General features: G+C 73.3%; 18 protein-coding genes. 11 read left to right on the forward strand and 7 right to left on the reverse strand.

What is annotated here, in order from left to right:
* Positions 1-25: 25 nt before the first annotated feature.
* Positions 26-2,131 carry a hybrid sensor histidine kinase/response regulator gene (locus tag ACZ3II_RS18200; RefSeq protein ID WP_465518814.1) on the reverse strand — a complete coding sequence of 702 codons (2,106 nt, stop codon included), beginning with the start codon at positions 2,129-2,131 and terminating at the stop codon, positions 26-28.
* A gap of 35 nt (positions 2,132-2,166) precedes the next feature.
* Between ACZ3II_RS18200 and ACZ3II_RS18205 the strand changes: the two genes are divergently transcribed.
* Complete coding sequence (locus ACZ3II_RS18205; RefSeq protein ID WP_465518815.1) at positions 2,167-2,595, forward strand: response regulator transcription factor; 429 nt, start codon at positions 2,167-2,169, stop codon at positions 2,593-2,595.
* Here ACZ3II_RS18205 and ACZ3II_RS18210 read toward each other — a convergent pair.
* Entirely contained in the window at positions 2,557-2,757 is a 201-nt protein-coding gene (locus tag ACZ3II_RS18210; RefSeq protein ID WP_465518816.1) for a hypothetical protein, read from the reverse strand. The two genes, ACZ3II_RS18205 and ACZ3II_RS18210, sit on opposite strands and share 39 nt — an antisense overlap.
* Positions 2,758-2,878: 121 nt before the next feature.
* On the opposite strand from ACZ3II_RS18210, the gene ACZ3II_RS18215 reads away from it, so the two are divergent.
* Genes ACZ3II_RS18215 through ACZ3II_RS18235 form a run of 5 tightly spaced genes read left to right on the forward strand, consistent with a single transcriptional unit; the run spans position 2,879 to position 7,555 of the window.
* Positions 2,879-3,991, forward strand: coding sequence for an efflux RND transporter periplasmic adaptor subunit (locus ACZ3II_RS18215; RefSeq protein WP_465518817.1), 1,113 nt, complete (start codon positions 2,879-2,881; stop codon positions 3,989-3,991).
* Positions 3,992-4,048: 57 nt separating this feature from the next.
* Entirely contained in the window at positions 4,049-5,149 is a 1,101-nt protein-coding gene (locus tag ACZ3II_RS18220; RefSeq protein WP_465518818.1) for an efflux RND transporter periplasmic adaptor subunit, read from the forward strand.
* Between the two features lie 2 nt (positions 5,150-5,151).
* The gene (locus ACZ3II_RS18225) at positions 5,152-5,877 is read left to right on the forward strand and encodes an ABC transporter ATP-binding protein (protein ID WP_465518819.1); all 726 of its coding nucleotides are present in this window, start codon (positions 5,152-5,154) and stop codon (positions 5,875-5,877) included.
* A complete protein-coding gene (locus ACZ3II_RS18230; protein WP_465518820.1) occupies positions 5,874-7,061 on the forward strand; it encodes an ABC transporter permease in 1,188 nt (395 codons plus the stop codon). Before ACZ3II_RS18225 ends, ACZ3II_RS18230 begins: the two co-directional genes overlap by 4 nt.
* 8 nt (positions 7,062-7,069) lie before the next feature.
* The gene (locus ACZ3II_RS18235) at positions 7,070-7,555 is read left to right on the forward strand and encodes a hypothetical protein (RefSeq protein WP_465518821.1); all 486 of its coding nucleotides are present in this window, start codon (positions 7,070-7,072) and stop codon (positions 7,553-7,555) included.
* Here the strand turns inward: ACZ3II_RS18235 and ACZ3II_RS18240 are convergent.
* Complete coding sequence (locus ACZ3II_RS18240; RefSeq protein WP_465518822.1) at positions 7,542-7,826, reverse strand: DUF3040 domain-containing protein; 285 nt, start codon at positions 7,824-7,826, stop codon at positions 7,542-7,544. The genes ACZ3II_RS18235 and ACZ3II_RS18240 overlap by 14 nt on opposite strands.
* A gap of 442 nt (positions 7,827-8,268) precedes the next feature.
* Positions 8,269-9,369, reverse strand: coding sequence for a M20/M25/M40 family metallo-hydrolase (locus ACZ3II_RS18245; RefSeq protein ID WP_465518823.1), 1,101 nt, complete (start codon positions 9,367-9,369; stop codon positions 8,269-8,271).
* Positions 9,370-9,465: 96 nt separating this feature from the next.
* On the opposite strand from ACZ3II_RS18245, the gene ACZ3II_RS18250 reads away from it, so the two are divergent.
* Genes ACZ3II_RS18250 through menC form a run of 3 tightly spaced genes read left to right on the forward strand, consistent with a single transcriptional unit; the run spans position 9,466 to position 11,859 of the window.
* Positions 9,466-10,125 (forward strand): GNAT family N-acetyltransferase, encoded by a 660-nt coding sequence (locus ACZ3II_RS18250; RefSeq protein ID WP_465518824.1) that lies wholly within the window; start codon positions 9,466-9,468, stop codon positions 10,123-10,125.
* Positions 10,122-10,769, forward strand: coding sequence for a MurR/RpiR family transcriptional regulator (locus ACZ3II_RS18255; protein WP_465518825.1), 648 nt, complete (start codon positions 10,122-10,124; stop codon positions 10,767-10,769). Before ACZ3II_RS18250 ends, ACZ3II_RS18255 begins: the two co-directional genes overlap by 4 nt.
* Positions 10,753-11,859 carry an o-succinylbenzoate synthase gene (menC, locus tag ACZ3II_RS18260; protein ID WP_465518826.1) on the forward strand — a complete coding sequence of 369 codons (1,107 nt, stop codon included), beginning with the start codon at positions 10,753-10,755 and terminating at the stop codon, positions 11,857-11,859. The genes ACZ3II_RS18255 and menC overlap by 17 nt, the downstream gene beginning before the upstream one ends.
* Here menC and ACZ3II_RS18265 read toward each other — a convergent pair.
* The gene (locus tag ACZ3II_RS18265) at positions 11,849-13,153 is read right to left on the reverse strand and encodes a lysyl oxidase family protein (RefSeq protein ID WP_465518827.1); all 1,305 of its coding nucleotides are present in this window, start codon (positions 13,151-13,153) and stop codon (positions 11,849-11,851) included. The genes menC and ACZ3II_RS18265 overlap by 11 nt on opposite strands.
* Before the next feature lie 77 nt (positions 13,154-13,230).
* A complete protein-coding gene (locus tag ACZ3II_RS18270) occupies positions 13,231-13,998 on the reverse strand; it encodes an isocitrate lyase/PEP mutase family protein (protein WP_465518828.1) in 768 nt (255 codons plus the stop codon).
* A gap of 32 nt (positions 13,999-14,030) precedes the next feature.
* On the opposite strand from ACZ3II_RS18270, the gene ACZ3II_RS18275 reads away from it, so the two are divergent.
* Positions 14,031-15,146, forward strand: a complete 1,116-nt coding sequence (locus ACZ3II_RS18275) for an FAD-dependent oxidoreductase (RefSeq protein ID WP_465518829.1) — start codon at positions 14,031-14,033, stop codon at positions 15,144-15,146.
* A 7-nt stretch (positions 15,147-15,153) separates the two neighbouring features.
* Positions 15,154-15,840, forward strand: a complete 687-nt coding sequence (locus tag ACZ3II_RS18280) for a DUF6193 family natural product biosynthesis protein (protein ID WP_465518830.1) — start codon at positions 15,154-15,156, stop codon at positions 15,838-15,840.
* Here the strand turns inward: ACZ3II_RS18280 and ACZ3II_RS18285 are convergent.
* Positions 15,837-16,487, reverse strand: a complete 651-nt coding sequence (locus tag ACZ3II_RS18285; RefSeq protein ID WP_465518831.1) for an NAD(P)-dependent oxidoreductase — start codon at positions 16,485-16,487, stop codon at positions 15,837-15,839. The genes ACZ3II_RS18280 and ACZ3II_RS18285 overlap by 4 nt on opposite strands.
* Between the last annotated feature and the right edge of the window lie 28 nt (positions 16,488-16,515).

Below are 16,515 nucleotides of genomic sequence, written 5' to 3' on the forward strand. Positions count from 1 at the left end.
GATGGTCGATCCGGAGCACTGAAGCTCAGGAGGCGCGGGTGAGCTGGCGCGACAGCGTCTCCATCGTGTCGCTCACCTCGCGGGCCCGGTCGTGCAGGTCGCGCAGGACCTCCGGGGAGTCCTCCGGGTGGTGCTGGGCGCGGTCCTCCAGGTCGGCGCAGAGGGCGGCGAACTGGTTCGCGCCGAGGGTCGCCGAGGAGGCCTTCAGGCCGTGGGCGAGCCGGGCCAGGTTGCGGGTGTCGCCGGTGGCGGCGGCCTCGTCCATCCGGTCCAGCAGGCGGGGCAGCCGGTGGGCGTAGTTGTGCAGGATCCGGGCCAGTTTGCGGCGTTCGTCCGGCCCGGCGTCCGGACCGGCGATCACGTCGATGCAGGCGCGGATGGTGGCCGGCTCGCTGTCGTCCGGTCCGGGCAGCGGGCCGAGACCGGCCAGGCGCACGTCGGCGTACGCGGCGGCGGTCGCCAGCACCACGTCCAGCTCGTCCGCGCCGACCGGCCGGGCCAGCACCCCGTCCACCCCGGCCCGGGCGAAGTCCTCCAACTCCTCGGCGTCCGAGCAGACCGCGACGATCCGCGGCGGGCCGTGCGGCGGCGGGTCGGCGCGGATCAGCCGGACCGCTGTCGGGCCGTCCAGCACGAGCAGGCCGGAACCCATCAGCAGCAGGTCGTAGCGGTCCCGCAGCGCCGCCTCGACCGCCGCCTCCCCGTCCGCGACGGTCAGCACCCGGTGGCCCCGCCGTTCCAGCAGGCGCCGGGTCAGCCGCTGGTCCACCGGATCGTCCTCGGCCACCAGCACCAGCAGCGACTGCTTCCTGCCGTCCACCCGGCGCTGCAGGCGTCCCGGCTGGGCGGCCTCCTCGGCCCGCAGCGTGACGGTCACCGTGGTGCCGTGGCCGGGCCGGCTCTCCGAGGTCACGCCGCCGCCCATCGACTCGGCCAGCCGGCGGCACAGCAGCATCCCCGGATCACCGGGCCGGTCGACGGGCACGCCGAGGCCGGTGTCGCGGACCGACAGCCGTACCTCCAGGCCGTCGTCGCGGGCCCGCGCCGACGCGCTGACCGTGATCGCGCCGTGCTCGGTGTGCGCCACCGCCTGCCGCAGGATCGCCGACAGGATCCGGCGGACCCGTTTCTCGTCGCCGCGGATCCGCTCCGGGCAGCCGGATGCCAGATGCCCGGACAGGTGCAGGCCCTTCGTCTCGGCGGCGGCGGCGACCGGATCCATCGCCCGGCGCATGCAGCCGCGCAGCGAGAACGGCCGCCGTTCCAGGGCCAGGCCACCGGCCTCGATCCGGGCCAGGTCGAGCAGGTCGTCGACGGCGGCGAGCAGCGCGGTGCCGCTGGCGTGCACGGTCTCGGTCAGCTCGCGCTGCCGGGCGTCGAGCGGGGTCTCCCGCAGCAGCGCCGTCATGCCGGTGACAGCGGTCATCGGGGTGCGGATCTCCTGGCTCATCGCGCCCAGGAAGGCGGCCCCGGCGGCGGTGGCGGCGTCCGCGCGGTCCCGGGCGGCGGCGGTGGCGGCCATCGACTCGTTCAGCACGGTGGCCAGGTCGGCGAGTTCGCGCGGGGAGCGTACCGCCGCGGGGGTGGTCCAATCGCCGCGCCGGACCCGCCGGACGGCGGCCGTGATCTCGCCGGACGCCGCGGTGAACCGGCGTTCCAGCAGCTTCCCGGCGGCCAGCACGGCGAGCAGCGCCATCCCGGACACCCAGAGGATCAGCCACCGGCCGGTGCGCGCGGCCGCGCCAGCCTCGGCGAGCCGCCGGTCCAGCACGGTCTCCTCGTGCCGCCGCATCCCCTCGGCAGCGGCCCGCAGTTCGGTGACGCCGGCGGACGGGTCGAGCCGGTCCAGGTACTCCCGGTGCACCGGATCGGACCCGGTCAGGCGGGCCGCCTCGGCGGTCTTCAGCCGTAACTGGTCGGCGCTGATCGGCTCCGGTCCGAGGACCGCCCGCAGCTCGCCGATCCGGGCCAGCGTCGCCGCCGACTCGGTCAGCGCCGCCTGCCGGGCCAGGGTCTCGTGGTTGCGGACGTACCCGGTCGCGCCGACCGCGGCGACGGCCACCAGCGCGCCGGCCACGCCCGCCCCGAGCAGGCGGCCCACGGTCCAGATCCGGTCACCGAGCTGCGGCACGCCAATTACTGTATGGATTGATCAAGGGGGTCGGGGTGGCTTCGGTACTAGCGGTCGACGACGATCCGACGTTGCTGCGGATCGTCGAGACGGTGCTCAAATCGGCCGGGTTCGACGTCACGTCGCGCAACACCGGGCAGGCCGCGCTGCGTGCCGCCGCCGCCCATCCGCCGGACTGCGTCGTGCTCTCCGCGACCCTCGACCCGGACGGCCACGACATGGACGCCGCCGCCGTCTGCCGTGCCCTGCGGGCCGGCCCGGCCACCGCCGCGGTGCCGGTCCTGCTGCTCACCGCCCGCGGTTCCTGGCTGGACGCGGCGGCGGCGTTCGACTCCGGCGGCGACGACTACCTGCCGAAACCGTTCGCCGCCCAGGACCTCCTGAACCATGTCCAGGACCTGGCCGCCATCGGCGCGGCGCCGGCCTCACTGCCGGGCGACGTCGGCGCCCAGCAGCTCCCGTAACCGGGCCAGCGCCCGCATGCTGCGCATCTTCACCACCGAGGGGGAGACGCCGAGGATCCCGGCGACCGCGGCGAACTCCTCGTCCCGGACCGGCTCACCCGCCGGGGGAGTGGGTTCGTCGTCGAGCGCCCGCTCGAACAGGGTTCGCAGATCCGGCGTCACGCCTGCCTCCTTGAGTTGCGGTGGGACTTCCTCTCTCCATGACCGGGTGGACCACCGGATCGGTCACAGGGAATCCGGAATCCGGCGAATCCGGGGTAGCGAACCGCCACAATCTACGATCGTGAGCAACGGAACGGGGCAAACCGCAGGTAATCGGCGCATCCGGTGGATCGGCGCCACGATCGTCGTGCTGGGCGCCGTCGCCGGCGGCGGGATCCTGGCGCTCGACGAGGACCAGAAGACCACACCGGCGGCCCTGGTGGTGGCCGCGGCCGACCGGGGCGCGGTCACCGTCGACGTGGCCACCACCGGCACCGTCGAACCGGCGACCACCCGCAGCCTCTCCTTCGCGGTCAGCGGCACCGTCGAGTCGGTGGCGGTCCGGGCCGGCAACAAGGTCACCAAGGGGCAGACCCTGGCCCGGCTGGACGACAGCGACGCGGCCGACGACGTCAGCGACGCCCAGGCCAAGCTGGCCACCGCCAGGGCGCGGCTCGACGACGCGGCGACGGCCGCCGCCGAGGCCACCGCGAGCGCCACCGCCTGCGCCGCACCTACGACCCGGGGCCCGCAGTTGCTGGCCGCCGGCCCCTGCCCCACCCGCGGCTACCCGGACACCGGCAGCGACCAGGTGCTCACCGCCGAACAGCAGGTATACCAGGCCACCCGGGCCGTCCAGGTGGCGGAGAAGGCCCTGGACGGGGCCACCATCACCGCGCCGATCGCCGGGACCGTCGTCGCCGTCTCGGGCAGCGTCGGTGACCAGGCCCGGAGCGGTTCCACCTTCATCAGCCTGGCCGACACCTTCACGATGCAGGTGCGGGCCGAGTTCCCGGAGGCGGACGCGGGCGCGCTCGCCGCCGGCCAGAGCGCCGAGATCACCCTGGCGGACTCCGACGACATCCTGGCCGGCGAGGTCGTGCAGGTCGACCCGGCCGGCACCTCGGACGGCACCCTGGTCCGGTACGGCGTGGTGATCGCCTTCGCGGACTCCCCGGCCGACCTTCTGGTCGGGCAGAGCGCCCAGGTCAAGGTCCGCACCGGCGAGGTCGCCGGTGTGGTCCGGATCCCGTCGACAGCGGTGCACGACGTCTCCGGCGGTTCCGGCACCGTCCTGGTGCGCAGCGGAAACGAGCGGATTCAGCGCACCGTGGCGGTCGGGCTCCGCGGGGACCTTTACACCGAGATAACCGACGGACTGGCCGAGGGCGATCAGGTCGTACGTTCCTGGTGATCAGCGGATGTTTCGAATGTGGCCGGGCGTGAACCGCCCGGAAGGCATGATGACGGGGTGAAAGCGCTTCGTCGTCCCAGCACGGCGGTAAACGCCCTGCTGGCCCTGCTGATCGTCGGCGCCGCGTTCTGGGGGTGGGCCCTGCTGCGGGACACCTCGCAGACCAGCCAGGCGAGCGCGTCGGGGACCCGGACCGTCACCGCCACCGAAGGCGACGTGCTCCGGACCGTGTCCGCCGACGGCACCGTGGCCAGCGCGTCCACCGCTACCGCCACGTTCGCCACCACCGGCACGGTCACCCAGATCAAGGTGAAGGTCGGTCAGGAGGTCGGCGCCGGCGCCCTGCTCGCCCTGGTCGACCCCGGTGACGCCGACCGCGACCTGGCCCTGGCCCGGGCGAACCTGGCGGCCGCCGAGGATGCCCTGGACCGGGCCCGGGCCGCCGGAACCGACACCGGCGCCGCGGCCAACGCGGTCACCGAGGCCGAACTCGCGGTGGACGAGGCGGAGGCCGCGGTCGCCGGCACCCGGCTGACCGCCCCGATGGGCGGCACCGTCACCGCGGTCAACGGCACGCTCGGCGGATCATCCGCGAGCACCGGCGCCGCCGACGGCACCGGCGGGTTCGTGGACCTCGCGAACCTGAAGAAGCTGCAGATCACGGCGGCGTTCTCGGAGACGGACGCGACCGAGCTCAAGGCCGGCCAGAGCGCGACGATCGTCTGGAACGCGCTGCAGGGCGCCGAGACGACCGGCGAGGTGGTGGCTGTCGACCCGACCGCGACCAGCGAGAACAGCGTGGTCACGTACGGCGTCACGGTCAGCCTGCCGAACCCGCCGGCCGGCGCCAAGCCGGGCCAGACCGTCACCGTCTCGGTGGTCACCGGCAGCGTCGAGAAGGTCGTCATGGTCAACTCCGCGGCCGTCACCGCGACCGGCAACCGGCGCACCGTCACCGTCCTGGACAGCGCCGGCAGGCAGGAGGTCCGGCAGGTGAAGGTGGGCCTGGAGGGCGACGACGCCACCCAGATCACCTCCGGCCTGGCCGTCGGCGAACGGCTCCTGCTGCCCACTGTCACGACCACCACCGGTACCACGCGGATGGGCGGTTTCACCGGCGGCGGGGCTCCGCCGGGCGGCGGGACGGGCGGGCGCTGATCATGCATCCGGTCCTGGACGTCCGGCAGATCAGCAAGGTGTACGGCGCGGGCGACACCGAGGTCCGCGCGCTCGACCGCGTGAGCCTGCGGGTGGACAGGGGCGAGTACGTGGCCGTCATGGGCTCGTCCGGCTCCGGCAAGTCGACGCTGATGAACATCCTGGGCTGCCTGGACGTGCCGACCACCGGCACCTACCTGCTGGACGGGGTGGACGTCAGCCGGCTCAGCGACGCGCAGTTGTCGCTGGCCCGGAACCGGCTGATCGGGTTCGTCTTCCAGGCGTTCAACCTGATCCCCCGGACCAGCGCGGTGGCGAACGTGGCGCTGCCCCTGGCGTACTCCGGCATGAAAGCCGCCGAACGCCGCCGCCGCGCCATGTTCTCCCTGGACCTGGTCGGCCTCGCGGACCGGGCCGAGCACGAGCCCCACCAGCTCTCCGGCGGTCAGCAGCAGCGGGTCGCGGTGGCCCGCGCGCTGGTCACCGAACCGGCCCTGCTGCTGGCCGACGAGCCGACCGGCAACCTGGACAGTCACGCCACCGAGGAGGTGCTCGCCGTGTTCGACGATCTCAACGCGGCCGGCCGCACCATCGTGATCATCACGCACGAGGACGAGGTGGGGGCCCGCGCGGACCGGCTGATCAAGCTCTTCGACGGCCGTCTCACCAGCGACACCACGCAGGAGCCGATCGGGCGGCACGCACTGGTGGCGGGCAGAAAATCATGAATTTCTCTGAAATCGTACGATTCGCCTTGCGCGGGATCGGGGCCAACAAACTCCGGTCGATCCTCACCATGCTCGGCATCCTGATCGGCGTCGCCGCCGTCATCCTGCTCGTCGCCGTCGGCAACGGGTCCGCCCAGGCGATCGCCACCCGGATCGAGGCGCTCGGCACCAACACCCTCACCGTGATGAGCACCAGCCGCAACGCGGGCGGCCTCACCATGAAGGTCGCCGACGCCCTCGACGACCCGGTGCTCGCCCCCGACGTCCGGTCGGTGTCGCCCATGGTCAGCACCGCGGCGACGCTCACCTACGAGGGCGCCGAGCACGAGACCGGCTCGTTCGTCGGGACCACGCCGTCCTGGTTCACCGCGTCCAACTTCCCGGTGGCGTCCGGCGCGATCTTCACCGACGACGACGAGGCACAGGCCCGGCGGGTCGTGGTGATCGGGCAGACCGTCGCCGAGGAGCTGTTCCCCGGCGTCGACCCGGTCGGCCGGCAGGTCACCGCCGGAGGCGCGCTGTTCACCGTCACCGGCGTCCTGAAGGAGAAGAGCTCGTCGGGCCTCCAGGACGCCAACGACACCGCGGTCGCGCCGATCAGCGCGGTCCGGCAGGTCCTCGCGGGGTACGGGCCACTCAGCTCGATCCTGGTCGAGGCCGACGACTCGTCCCAGGTCGACCTGGTCCAGTCCGAGATCGGCACGATCCTGAACCGGGAGCTGCCGGCGAGCAGCGACGGCACCACGGCGTACCGGATCCAGAACGCCTCGCAACTGCTGGCCACCCAGACCGAGACCGCCGGCACCTTCACCACCCTGCTCGGCGCGGTCGCCGCGATCAGCCTGCTGGTCGGCGGCATCGGCATCACCAACATCATGCTGGTGACGGTGACCGAACGGACCCGCGAGATCGGCATCCGCAAGGCCCTCGGCGCGCCCCGCCGGGTGATCCTCACCCAGTTCCTCATCGAGGCCACCCTGCTCAGTGTTATCGGTGGAGGTCTGGGCGTCGCGGCCGCCGTACTCGGCAGCCGTTTCCCGATCGTCGGCGTGCAACCGGTGATCGTGCCCAGCTCGGTCGCGCTCGCCCTGGGCGTGTCCGTGCTGATCGGCCTGTTCTTCGGCGGCCTGCCCGCCGCCCGCGCCGCCCGGCTCCGCCCGATCGACGCCCTCCGCTACGAGTGAGGACCACCGTGTCTCCCAGAACCCAGGAATCCGGCAACCGCGACACCGAGGTCATCGAGGTTCCCTCGGGCCTGGACGAGGCTCTTGCCGCTGCCGCCCCGCGCCGCTGGTGGAACCGGACCACCATCGGGCTGCTCGGCGCCGTCCTGCTGGCCGGCGGTTTCCTCGGCGGCGTGCAGGCGCACGAGCGCTGGGGCGTCGAACCGGCGACGCCCGGAACCGGCGGCATGCCCGGCGGCTTCGGCGGCGGCCGGCCCGACCCGTCCGGCGTTCCCGGCGCCACCGCCGGCACGGTGAAACTGGTCGACGGCACCACCCTCTACGTGCAGACCGCGAACGGCGAGACGGTCACCGTCCGGACCAGCGACAAGACCACCGTGAAGGTCAGTCAGACGGCCGGCCTGGCCAGTCTCACCTCCGGCCTGGCCGTCACGGTTCAGGGCGTCCCCGACTCCGAGGGCATCATCGCCGCGACCACGGTCACCGCCGGTTAGTTCTCCACGCTGAGCGCTCCGCGGCACGGCGGCGGATCAGCACGATCATGACGGCGGCCAGGAACAGGTCCAGCATGATGATCAGGCCCGGCCAGCCGAACAGCAGCATCACCGGCGGGACCAGGATGAACAGGGCGGCGCAGAGCACCCCGACGACGGGGAACCGGGCCTCCCCGCAGGCGTCCGACATCCGTGCCGCGAACTCGGGGTCGCTGAGGTGCACGCGGGTCTCCAGATCGGCGAGGACCCGCTGGTCGTCATCGCTCAACATCGATCCTCCTAAGCCTCGCCCCCGCATACGAGCATCGCCGAATGGCCGCTCGGCGGTTACCCGCATTTCGGCAGGGCTAAACGGCTCGTTCGGGGGAAATCGGCTGCCATGGCGAAAGAGCAGCACGAAGAAGAGACGCGGGAACCGGCCGGAACGTGGAGTGCCGCGGAGGTGCCGCGCCATCCCGCGGCCCGTCCCCGGGCGGAGGCCGACCGCGAACTGGTCCCACCCGACGCCGACCTCCCGACCCGGCCTGAGCCGGCCCGCAAGCCGTAGCCCGCGCTCCCGGCTGAGCGGCGCCGGTTCGTGAGCCGTCGCTCCGAGAGGTCGCGGGTGCCCCGAAGGGCGCATGGGTGACGGCTGGGCGGGCCGGCCGTACGTGAGGCCGGTCTTGCGGTGCCCGAAGGGCGGCTGGGCGACGGCTGGGTGGATCGGTCGCGGGTCAGGGCGCGGTCAGGCCGGTCAGGAGGGTGGTGAGCAGGGTGGTGCGGGCGGCGAGGCCGGCGGCGGAGACCCATTCGGTACGGGCGTGGGCGCCCCCGCCCGGTGGGGCCAGCCCGTCGACGGTGGGGTGGCCCAGGGAACCGGTCGTGTTGGTGTCGGCGGCGCCGTCGGCCGGGTGGCCGTCGATGGTCTGGCCGATGGTGGCGGCGAGGGCACGGATCCGGTCCAGCAGTGCCGCCCCGGCGGGGGACGGTCGCCAGGTGGGCCGGTGTGAGAGCAGCCGTGTCGTCACGGTGGCCTTCGGGCGGACCGGCCGCAGGCCGTTCAGGGCGGTGAGGACGGCGGTCTCGTCGTCCGGGTCGGTGAAGCGCAGCCCCAGGTCGGCGTGGGCCCGGCCGGCGACCACGTTGGTGCGGCCGCCGCCGGTGATGGTGCCGGTGTTCAGCAGCACCGGGCGGGACGCGACCAGCGATCGGACGCGGATCAGCTGGTCGACGAGTTCGTCGATGGCGTTGGCGCCGGCGTCCGGGTCGAGTGCGGCGTGTGCTTCCACTCCGGTGACGTCGATGCGGGCGCGGGTGCTGCCGCGCCGGCCGGTCTTCAGGTCGCCGCCGGGGTGCGGTGGTTCCAGGCCGAGGACGGCCCGGGCCCGTACGGCTTCGGCGCGCACCAGATCACCGGCGGTGGGGGAGCCGATCTCCTCATCGGCGACGACGATCACCCGTACCTCGGGATGGGGTTGAACAGTGCGGGTGGAGACTGCCGTGAGCAGGGCGGCGATGCCGGCTTTGGTGTCGTAGACGCCGGGCCCGCGGATCACGTCGCCGTCGATCGACCACGGCATCGTGGCGAGGGTGCCCACCGGCCACACCGTGTCGTAGTGGCTGAGCAGCAGGATCGGCGGACCCGAGGCGCCGCGGGCGGGCAGCGTCCAGATCAGGTGGTCGCCGGTGGCATGACTGTCGCGGGCGGTGTGGAAACCGGCGCGGGCGGCGTCGGCTTCGAGGACCTCGGCCAGGGCGGCGAGCGCCTTCCGGTCCCCGGTGGGTGACTCGAGCACCGTGTAGCGGTGCAGCGCCTCAAGCGCGGCTGACGACATATGCGAACGCTAAGTTGCAACCATGACGTTGTCAACGAGCGATGATGTTGCCAGGATGGCGGTTATACGTTTCGTATCTTTGCCAGGGGGCCGGCCATGGAAGTCCGCAGTCTGCAGGCGCCGGGGGAGCTGCTCGCGGCGGCGGCGCTCTACCGGTCGGTCTTCGGTTACACCCGGCCGGAGTTCGGGGTCAGCCCGCGCCTGCTCGCCGCGCTCCGGGAGAACTCCGGCTCGGTGATCGGCGCACTCGACGAGGCGGGCCGGATGGCCGGCTTCTGTTACGGGTTCACCGGGGTGGACGGCGGCGAGCTGTACCACTACTCGCAGGCGGCGGTGGTCGCCCCCGAGGCGCAGGGGCACGGGGTCGGGCGGCTGCTGAAGCAGGCCCAGGCGGAGGTCGCCCGGGCGACGGGTGCGCGGACCATGCGGTGGACCTTCGATCCGTACGCCCTCCGCAACGCCCATTTCAACTTCGCCGTCCTCGGCGCGGCCGGGATCAGGTTCCTGCCCGACTACTACGGCGACGGCACCGACCGGGTCCTGGTCAGCTGGGACCTGTGGCACGCCCGCAAACCCGGAGCCCCGGTGCCGGCCGTCGCGGCCCCCGCGACCGACCGGTTCGCCGCGCCCGCGCTGTCCGACCGGGCGGTGCTGCGCGCCCGGCTGACCGAGCGGTTCGACGACGGCGCCCGCCTGACCGGCGTCGAGCGGGACGGTGCGGGCCAGGCCGTCTACACGTTCGAGAATGAAGCGTGACGACGCACCGATCCACCCCGTCCGAGCGGTTCGACCGCAACGTGCAGCGCCGTTCCGCCCAGGTCCTCAAGCAGCGGGTCCTGGAGCAGCAGCGCACCGAGTTCGAGAAGGCCCTGGCCTGGGCGGCCGAGCAGGACGCGATCGAGCGTGCCGCCGCCCTGATCGTCTCGGCCCGGCGGCGGTGGCTGCTGGGGTACGGCAAGTCGCTCGCCTACGCGTCGATGCTGGCCAGCGACCTGAGCGCCGGCCTGTCCGGGGTGCAGTTGATCGGCGACGGCTCGCTGCGCGCCCTGGACGTGCTCAGCGACATCCGCCAGGGCGATCTGCTGGTGGCCGTGTCGATGTCCCGCTATCGCCGGGAGACCGTGGAGGTGGCCGGCGCGTACGCCCGGCGCGGCGGCGACCTGGTGCTGATCACCGACGCCGACGACACCCCGCTGTCCGATCTGGCCACGACCAGCATCGTGATCGGTTCGGACAGCGCCTCGTACGCGAACTCGCCCACCTCGGTCGTGCTCGCCCTGCACCTGCTCGCCACCCTGACCATCGCCAGCTCGAAGGGCGCCGGCCGGCGCCTGCGCGACCGCGACGAACTCGCGTCCGAGCTGCGGATCTACGCGGAGAACGATGATCGAGATCAGTGAGGTCGAGCTGCGCCGGGTGCGGCTGCCGCTCGTCCACCAGTTCCGGACCAGCTCGCACGCCAAACGGGAGCTGGAGCACATCCTGGTCAGACTGACCGGTACGGACGGGGCCGTCGGCTGGGGGGAGATCGCCTCGCCGAGCGGGCCGTTCTACTCGGCCGAGACGGTGGACAGCTGCTGGGCGGTGGCCCGGGCGTTCCTCGCGCCGATCGTGCGCGCGACCCGCTGGGAGCATCCGTCGGAGCTGGCGGCGGCGCTGGCGAAGGTGCGCGGGAACCACTTCGCCCGAGCCGGGTTCGACATGGCGGCGTGGGCGTTGTGGGCGGCGGTCTCGGGCGTACCCCTGGCGAAAGCCCTCGGCGGACAGCGGGCCAAGGTGGAGGCCGGTGTGTCGCTGGGTATCGAGCCGACCATCGACGACCTGCTCGAACAGGTGGGCCGGCGGGTCGCCGAGGGGTATCGGCGGGTCAAGCTGAAGATCGCGCCGGGATGGGACGCCGAGCCGGTGCGCGCGGTTCGATCGGCATTCCCGGAGACGCCGCTCCACGTCGACGCGAACGGGGCGTATCCCGAGGACGAAGTGTCGATCTTCCAGCGGCTCGACGAGCTGGGGCTCCTGATGATCGAACAGCCCTACGCGCCGCGCGCGCTGGTGGCCCATGGGGCGCTGCAGAAGAGGCTGCGGACCCCGATCTGCCTCGACGAGTCGGTGGAGGAGGTCGACGACCTGGTCACGGCGCTGGAACTCCGGGCCGGGCGGATCCTCAACATCAAGGTCTCCCGGATGGGCGGGCTCACCCAGGCGCGGAAAGCGCACGACATCGCGATGAACGCGGGCATGCCGGTGTGGTGCGGGGGCATGCACGAGTTCGGCATCGGCCGTGCCGCCAACGTCGCTCTCAGCTCCCTGCCCGGCTTCACCCTGCCGTCGGACGTGTCCGGTTCCGACAAGTACTACGCCCGCGACATCACCACCGAGCCGATCGTCTGCACCGGCGGGTTCGCCGAGGTCCCCACCGTGCCGGGCCTGGGCCGCGAGCCGGACCCCGGATTCCTCGAGGAGCGGACCGGGGACCGGTTCAGCCGGTGATGCCGTGCACCGGCGCGACGTCCACGGTGCGGGCGGTGGGCGTACCCCCGAGAACGATCGTGCGACGTGCGGTGTTGTCGGTGGCGCACCGCTCGGCGAGATGCCCGTCCGGGTCGGCGGCGACCTTGAGCTGGTAGGCGCCGTTCGGCAGGCCCGTGATGTCGAACGACCGGGTGGTGGTCGCGCCGTTGCCGACGTCCAGGGTCGTGCACGTGCTCTCCGGGCGCCACCGCGCGCCGGCGATCGTGTAGTCGACCGGGTCCGTGCCGGCCAGGCAGAACGCCTCCGCGCGGCCACGGGCGACCACGTTCCGGCCGGCGTCCAGCAGCGAGGTCCCCACGAGCCCGGTGGGATCCCCGGCCCGGCGGGCCCCGATCGGACGGCCCTGGGCGTCGAAGAGGTGCTGGTACGTCCCGTCCACCACCAGCGGGGACGTGCCCGCGTTCCAGATCGTCGCGCGGAACCTCAGGTGCCACCGCCCGGACGTGCGCGACACCGCGACGTTCCAGGCCGGCAGCGACCGCAGATCCGGCCGGGGGCCGTCCATCGGGATACGGCCGAGGATCGGCGGGCGGGCCACCGGCGCCGGGGGAGCGGCGAAGGCCGGCGGGTCCACCGGGGCGGAGGAGGGGGCGTCGGCCACCGTCACCTCGACCGTCGCGGTGGCGTTCCGTGCCGGGATCCCGAACGCCTTCTGATACTTCGGCGCCACGGTCGCCGTGGCCGTGTACCGCCCGGCGGGCAGACTGAGCGGGGACTCCGGCTGATCCGGGACGGCGGCGCGCCAGCCGGCCTGCACACCCCAGACCGCGCCGAGCGCGAACGGGTTCTCCCCACCGCAGCGGACCGGGTACGGGTTGTCGTCCGGAGCGTCCCGCCGGGCCCGCTCCGTCACCGCGGCGTTGCCGCAGAACCGGGCGCCGTAGTGCGCGACCCTCCGCCCCGAGCCGTCGGTGACGGTGATCATGGTGAAGTCGCTCAGGCCGCCCAGGCCGGTGATCATGCCGGAGGGCAGCGGGACGCGGGTCTTCTCGCCGTCCACCTCGACGATCCGGTAGGCGAGGATCGGCCTGTCGTAACCGGCGCGCCGGGCGCGTACCTCGAACGGCTCCCGGCCCGCGACCACCCGCAGGCCGAGGTCGAACCGCACCGTCCCGCCGGGCAGGCGGTCCGCGGTGACCGTCTTTCCCACGGCGACCAGGGCCAGCGGCGGCGGTGACGACGTGTCCGCCGTACCCACCCCGATCCCGGCGATGAGGAGCACCGCCGCCGCGGCCCACGCTCCCGTCCTCATTCTGGCCATACCGGCCATCCCAGCCGGAATGCTGTGAACCGCCTGGGAGGGCCGGTGGGGTTGGCACGAACCGGGGATCAGCCCCCGAAGGCCGCCGTCACCTCGGCCGGCGTCAATCCCCGGGACCGGTATCCGGCGGTGCCGGTGTCCAGCAGTTCCCGCGCGGCGTCACGCAACGCCCCGTACGCCGCCCACGCCAGCGAGCCACCCACCGACACCCGCCGCACCCCGGCCCGGGCCAGCTCCGGCACGCTCGGCACCCCCGGCAGCAGCAGCACGTTGACCGGCGCCTTCACCGCCGTCACGAAGCCCTCGATGTCGTCCTTGAGGCCGGGCGCGAACAGCACGCCGGCGCCCGCGTCCCGGTACGCGACCAGGCGGGTGATCACGTCGTCCCGGTCGCCCTGCCCGTACAGCAGGCCCTCGGCCCGCGCGGTCAGCACCAGCCCGTGCCGCCGCGCCGCCTCGGCCGCCACACCCACCCGCTCGACCGCCACCGACAGCGGCTCCACGCTGCCGGCCGCCGGGTCGTAGTCCTCGATGGACACGCCCGCCGCGCCGGCCTCCGCGAGCAGATCCACGGTCTCGGCCGGGTCGTCGAACAGCCGCTCGGAATCCACGCTGAGCGGCACCGCGATCGCCCGCGCCATCGCCGCCACCGCGGTGACCAGCTCGTCCCGGGTCACCTGCTGGTCCAGTTTGCCCAGGCTCGCGGCCAGCCCGGACGAGGTGGTGGCGACGGCGGCGGCGCCGGCGTTCTCCAGAAGACGGGCCGACCCGGCGTCCCAGGCGTTGGGGATGACGAACGTGCCGGACGCGTGAAGGTCGTGGAATCGCTGACTCATGCCGGCCAGCCTTTCACGCTAGGCTTCGTGCGGTGGATGTTGATCTTCGGGTTGCGGTCGCCGTCGTCGGCGCCGGATTGACGGGTACGGCCACCGCGTGGGCGCTGGCCCGCCGCGAAGTGCCGGTCGCGCTCGTCGAGGCGTACACCATCGGGCATGTCAACGGCAGTTCGCACGGGTCGTCCCGGATCGTGCGGCGCGCCTACCCCGACCCGTTCTATCTGCGGCTCACCGGGCGCGCCAACGAAGCGTGGGCCCGTGCGTCAGAGGACACCGGCGTTCCCCTCGTCCGGTGGACCGGCGCCGTGGATCACGGCGCCGCCCGTGATCCCGCCGGCCTGGCGGAGCGGTTCACCGCCGAGGGCCTGGAGTGCTCGCTGCTCACCGGCGGGGAGGCGGCCGAACGCTGGCCGGGCATGCGGTTCACCGGCCCGGTGCTGTACCACCCCGAATCCGGCTACCTGAACGCCGACGCCGCCGTCCACGCGTTCACCCGCCGTGCCGCCGAACTCGGCGCGACGGTCCTGGAGAACACCAGGGTCACCACGATCAGCCCGGTCCCGAACGGCGTGCTGATCCGCACCGGCGACGGCCCGGTCATCGCCGCCGGCGCCGTGGTCGTCGCCGCCGGCCCGTGGCTGCCCGAGTCCGGCGGTGTCGTGCCGGTGCCCCTGCCGCCGCTGACCGTCACCCAGCAGCAGGTCTTCCACTTCCCGTTCCGGGACCCGGCCACCGCGTGGCCCACCTCGATCCACCTGGGCGAGGTGCAGGTGTACGCGCTGCCGTCCGGATCGGACGGCGGCGCGCGGCCGGCGTACAAGGTGGCCCAGCACGACGGCGGCCTGCCGACCACCGCCACCACCCGCGACCGCCGGATCGACCCGGCCTCCCGTGACCTGATCGTCCGGTACGTCCGCGACTTCCTGCCCGGCCTGGAACCGGAGCCGGTCGCCGAGGCGAGCTGCCTCTACACCAGCACGCCCGACGAGGACTTCGTGCTGGACCGGGTCGGACCGATCGTTCTTGCCTCCCCGTGCTCCGGCCACGGCGCCAAGTTCGCCGCCGTCATCGGCGAGATGACGGCGGCCCTGGCCCTCGGCGACACCGGCCCCGAGCCGCGCTTCGCCCTCGCCCGCTTCGGAGCATGATGTATCGATGACAGTAGGGGAGTGGGGCGACGCCGCCCGGTGGTACCCGGATGTCGTCGCCCTCGGTGACGCCTGCCGTGCCTGGCAGGCCGAGTTCCCGGCCGGCCCGCCGGTGCGGCCCGGCCAGGGCGAGTACTCGCCCCGGCAGGCATCCGCCGGCGACCCCGGCGGCCGGCACGCCGACCTGCTGCTGAGCCCGTGGAAACGACAGTTCCGCCTGGCGTTGCGCACGAACGACTTCACCGCGCTGCAGGGCATCGCCCCCGACCTGGCGACCTGCGCGGCCGCCGCCCGGCAGTGGCTGGCCGGGGCCCGGCCCGGCGAGGTCGCCGCGGCCTGGCCGTTCCTCGGCTCGGTCGCGCTCGCCGAGGCCCGGGAACGCGGCGACCGGCGGGAGGCCAGCTGGCTGTGGCTCTACGAGAACCACTGCGACGACAAGATCGGCCGCCGCCTGCGGGACTTCGTCGCCCTCGCCTTCCACGAGCCGCGGCTGCGGGCGCTCCACCCCTGGACCAGCCACTACGTCCTGCACTTCAGCACGAACGACGAGTTCCCGTACGCCCGCGGCCTCCCGTTCGTCCAGCCCACGGCGACACCGGGCCGCTACCTCGTCCACCTGCGCCACGGCCACGCCCGCCCGGAGGCCGGCGCCGCCACCGCGTTGCGGCAGGTCCTGGACGGACTGCCGGCCTAGTCGAAGACCGCGATGCGGGTGCGGTGGTGACGCGGGCTCTCGATCTCGTCGGCGACCGCCACGGCCAGGTCGTCGTAGGACAGCGTCGTGCCCGCGACCACGTCGCCGCCGGTCCGGTAACGGCCGGTCCGTGGGGCGGTGGCGACCAGCTGGGCGGGCGGGGTCAGCACCAGCCAGTCCACGTCCGTGGTGGCCGCGCGCAGCCGGTCGAGGCCGGCCGTGTGCGCCACGGCGAAGTGGCGGAACTGCTGCGGCAGCTGGGCCGGATCGTCCAGCAGCAGGTTCCCGTCGGCGTCGGTCAGGTTTGCGAAAAGACCGATCACGATCAGGCGGCGTACGCCCACCGACTCCAGCCCGTGCAACAGCGCGTCGGTCGTACGCACGTAGAACTTCTCGTCGAGTTCTCTCAGATCGTCCGGGCCGGACGCGGGCGACACCGCGTTGATCACGGCGTCGTGGCCCGCGACGAGATCCGGTATCGCGCCGGCGTCGAGAAGGTCACCGCGAACCGTCCGGTCCGCGGTGAGGTCGTGGTGCTTGTCGGGCTCGCGGACGACGCCGGCCACGTGGATGCCGCGGCGCTGGGCCTCGGCGGTCACCGCACGGCCTGCCCGGCCGCCCGCTCCGAAGATGACGATGCTGGTCATGGCGCGGACGTTAATCGACAGGTGTCTG

The organism is Actinoplanes sp. NPDC019969 (assembly GCF_055562375.1).

Coding starts and splice junctions, on each gene's coding strand:
- ACZ3II_RS18225 (WP_465518819.1), top strand. CDS start 5,152: ATGCATCCGGTCCTGGACGTCCGGCAGATCAGCAAGGTGTACGGCGCG.
- ACZ3II_RS18230 (WP_465518820.1), top strand. CDS start 5,874: ATGAATTTCTCTGAAATCGTACGATTCGCCTTGCGCGGGATCGGGGCC.
- ACZ3II_RS18240 (WP_465518822.1), bottom strand. CDS start 7,826: ATGTTGAGCGATGACGACCAGCGGGTCCTCGCCGATCTGGAGACCCGC.
- ACZ3II_RS18245 (WP_465518823.1), bottom strand. CDS start 9,369: ATGTCGTCAGCCGCGCTTGAGGCGCTGCACCGCTACACGGTGCTCGAG.
- ACZ3II_RS18250 (WP_465518824.1), top strand. CDS start 9,466: ATGGAAGTCCGCAGTCTGCAGGCGCCGGGGGAGCTGCTCGCGGCGGCG.
- menC (WP_465518826.1), top strand. CDS start 10,753: ATGATCGAGATCAGTGAGGTCGAGCTGCGCCGGGTGCGGCTGCCGCTC.
- ACZ3II_RS18265 (WP_465518827.1), bottom strand. CDS start 13,153: ATGAGGACGGGAGCGTGGGCCGCGGCGGCGGTGCTCCTCATCGCCGGG.
- ACZ3II_RS18270 (WP_465518828.1), bottom strand. CDS start 13,998: ATGAGTCAGCGATTCCACGACCTTCACGCGTCCGGCACGTTCGTCATC.
- ACZ3II_RS18280 (WP_465518830.1), top strand. CDS start 15,154: ATGACAGTAGGGGAGTGGGGCGACGCCGCCCGGTGGTACCCGGATGTC.
- ACZ3II_RS18285 (WP_465518831.1), bottom strand. CDS start 16,487: ATGACCAGCATCGTCATCTTCGGAGCGGGCGGCCGGGCAGGCCGTGCG.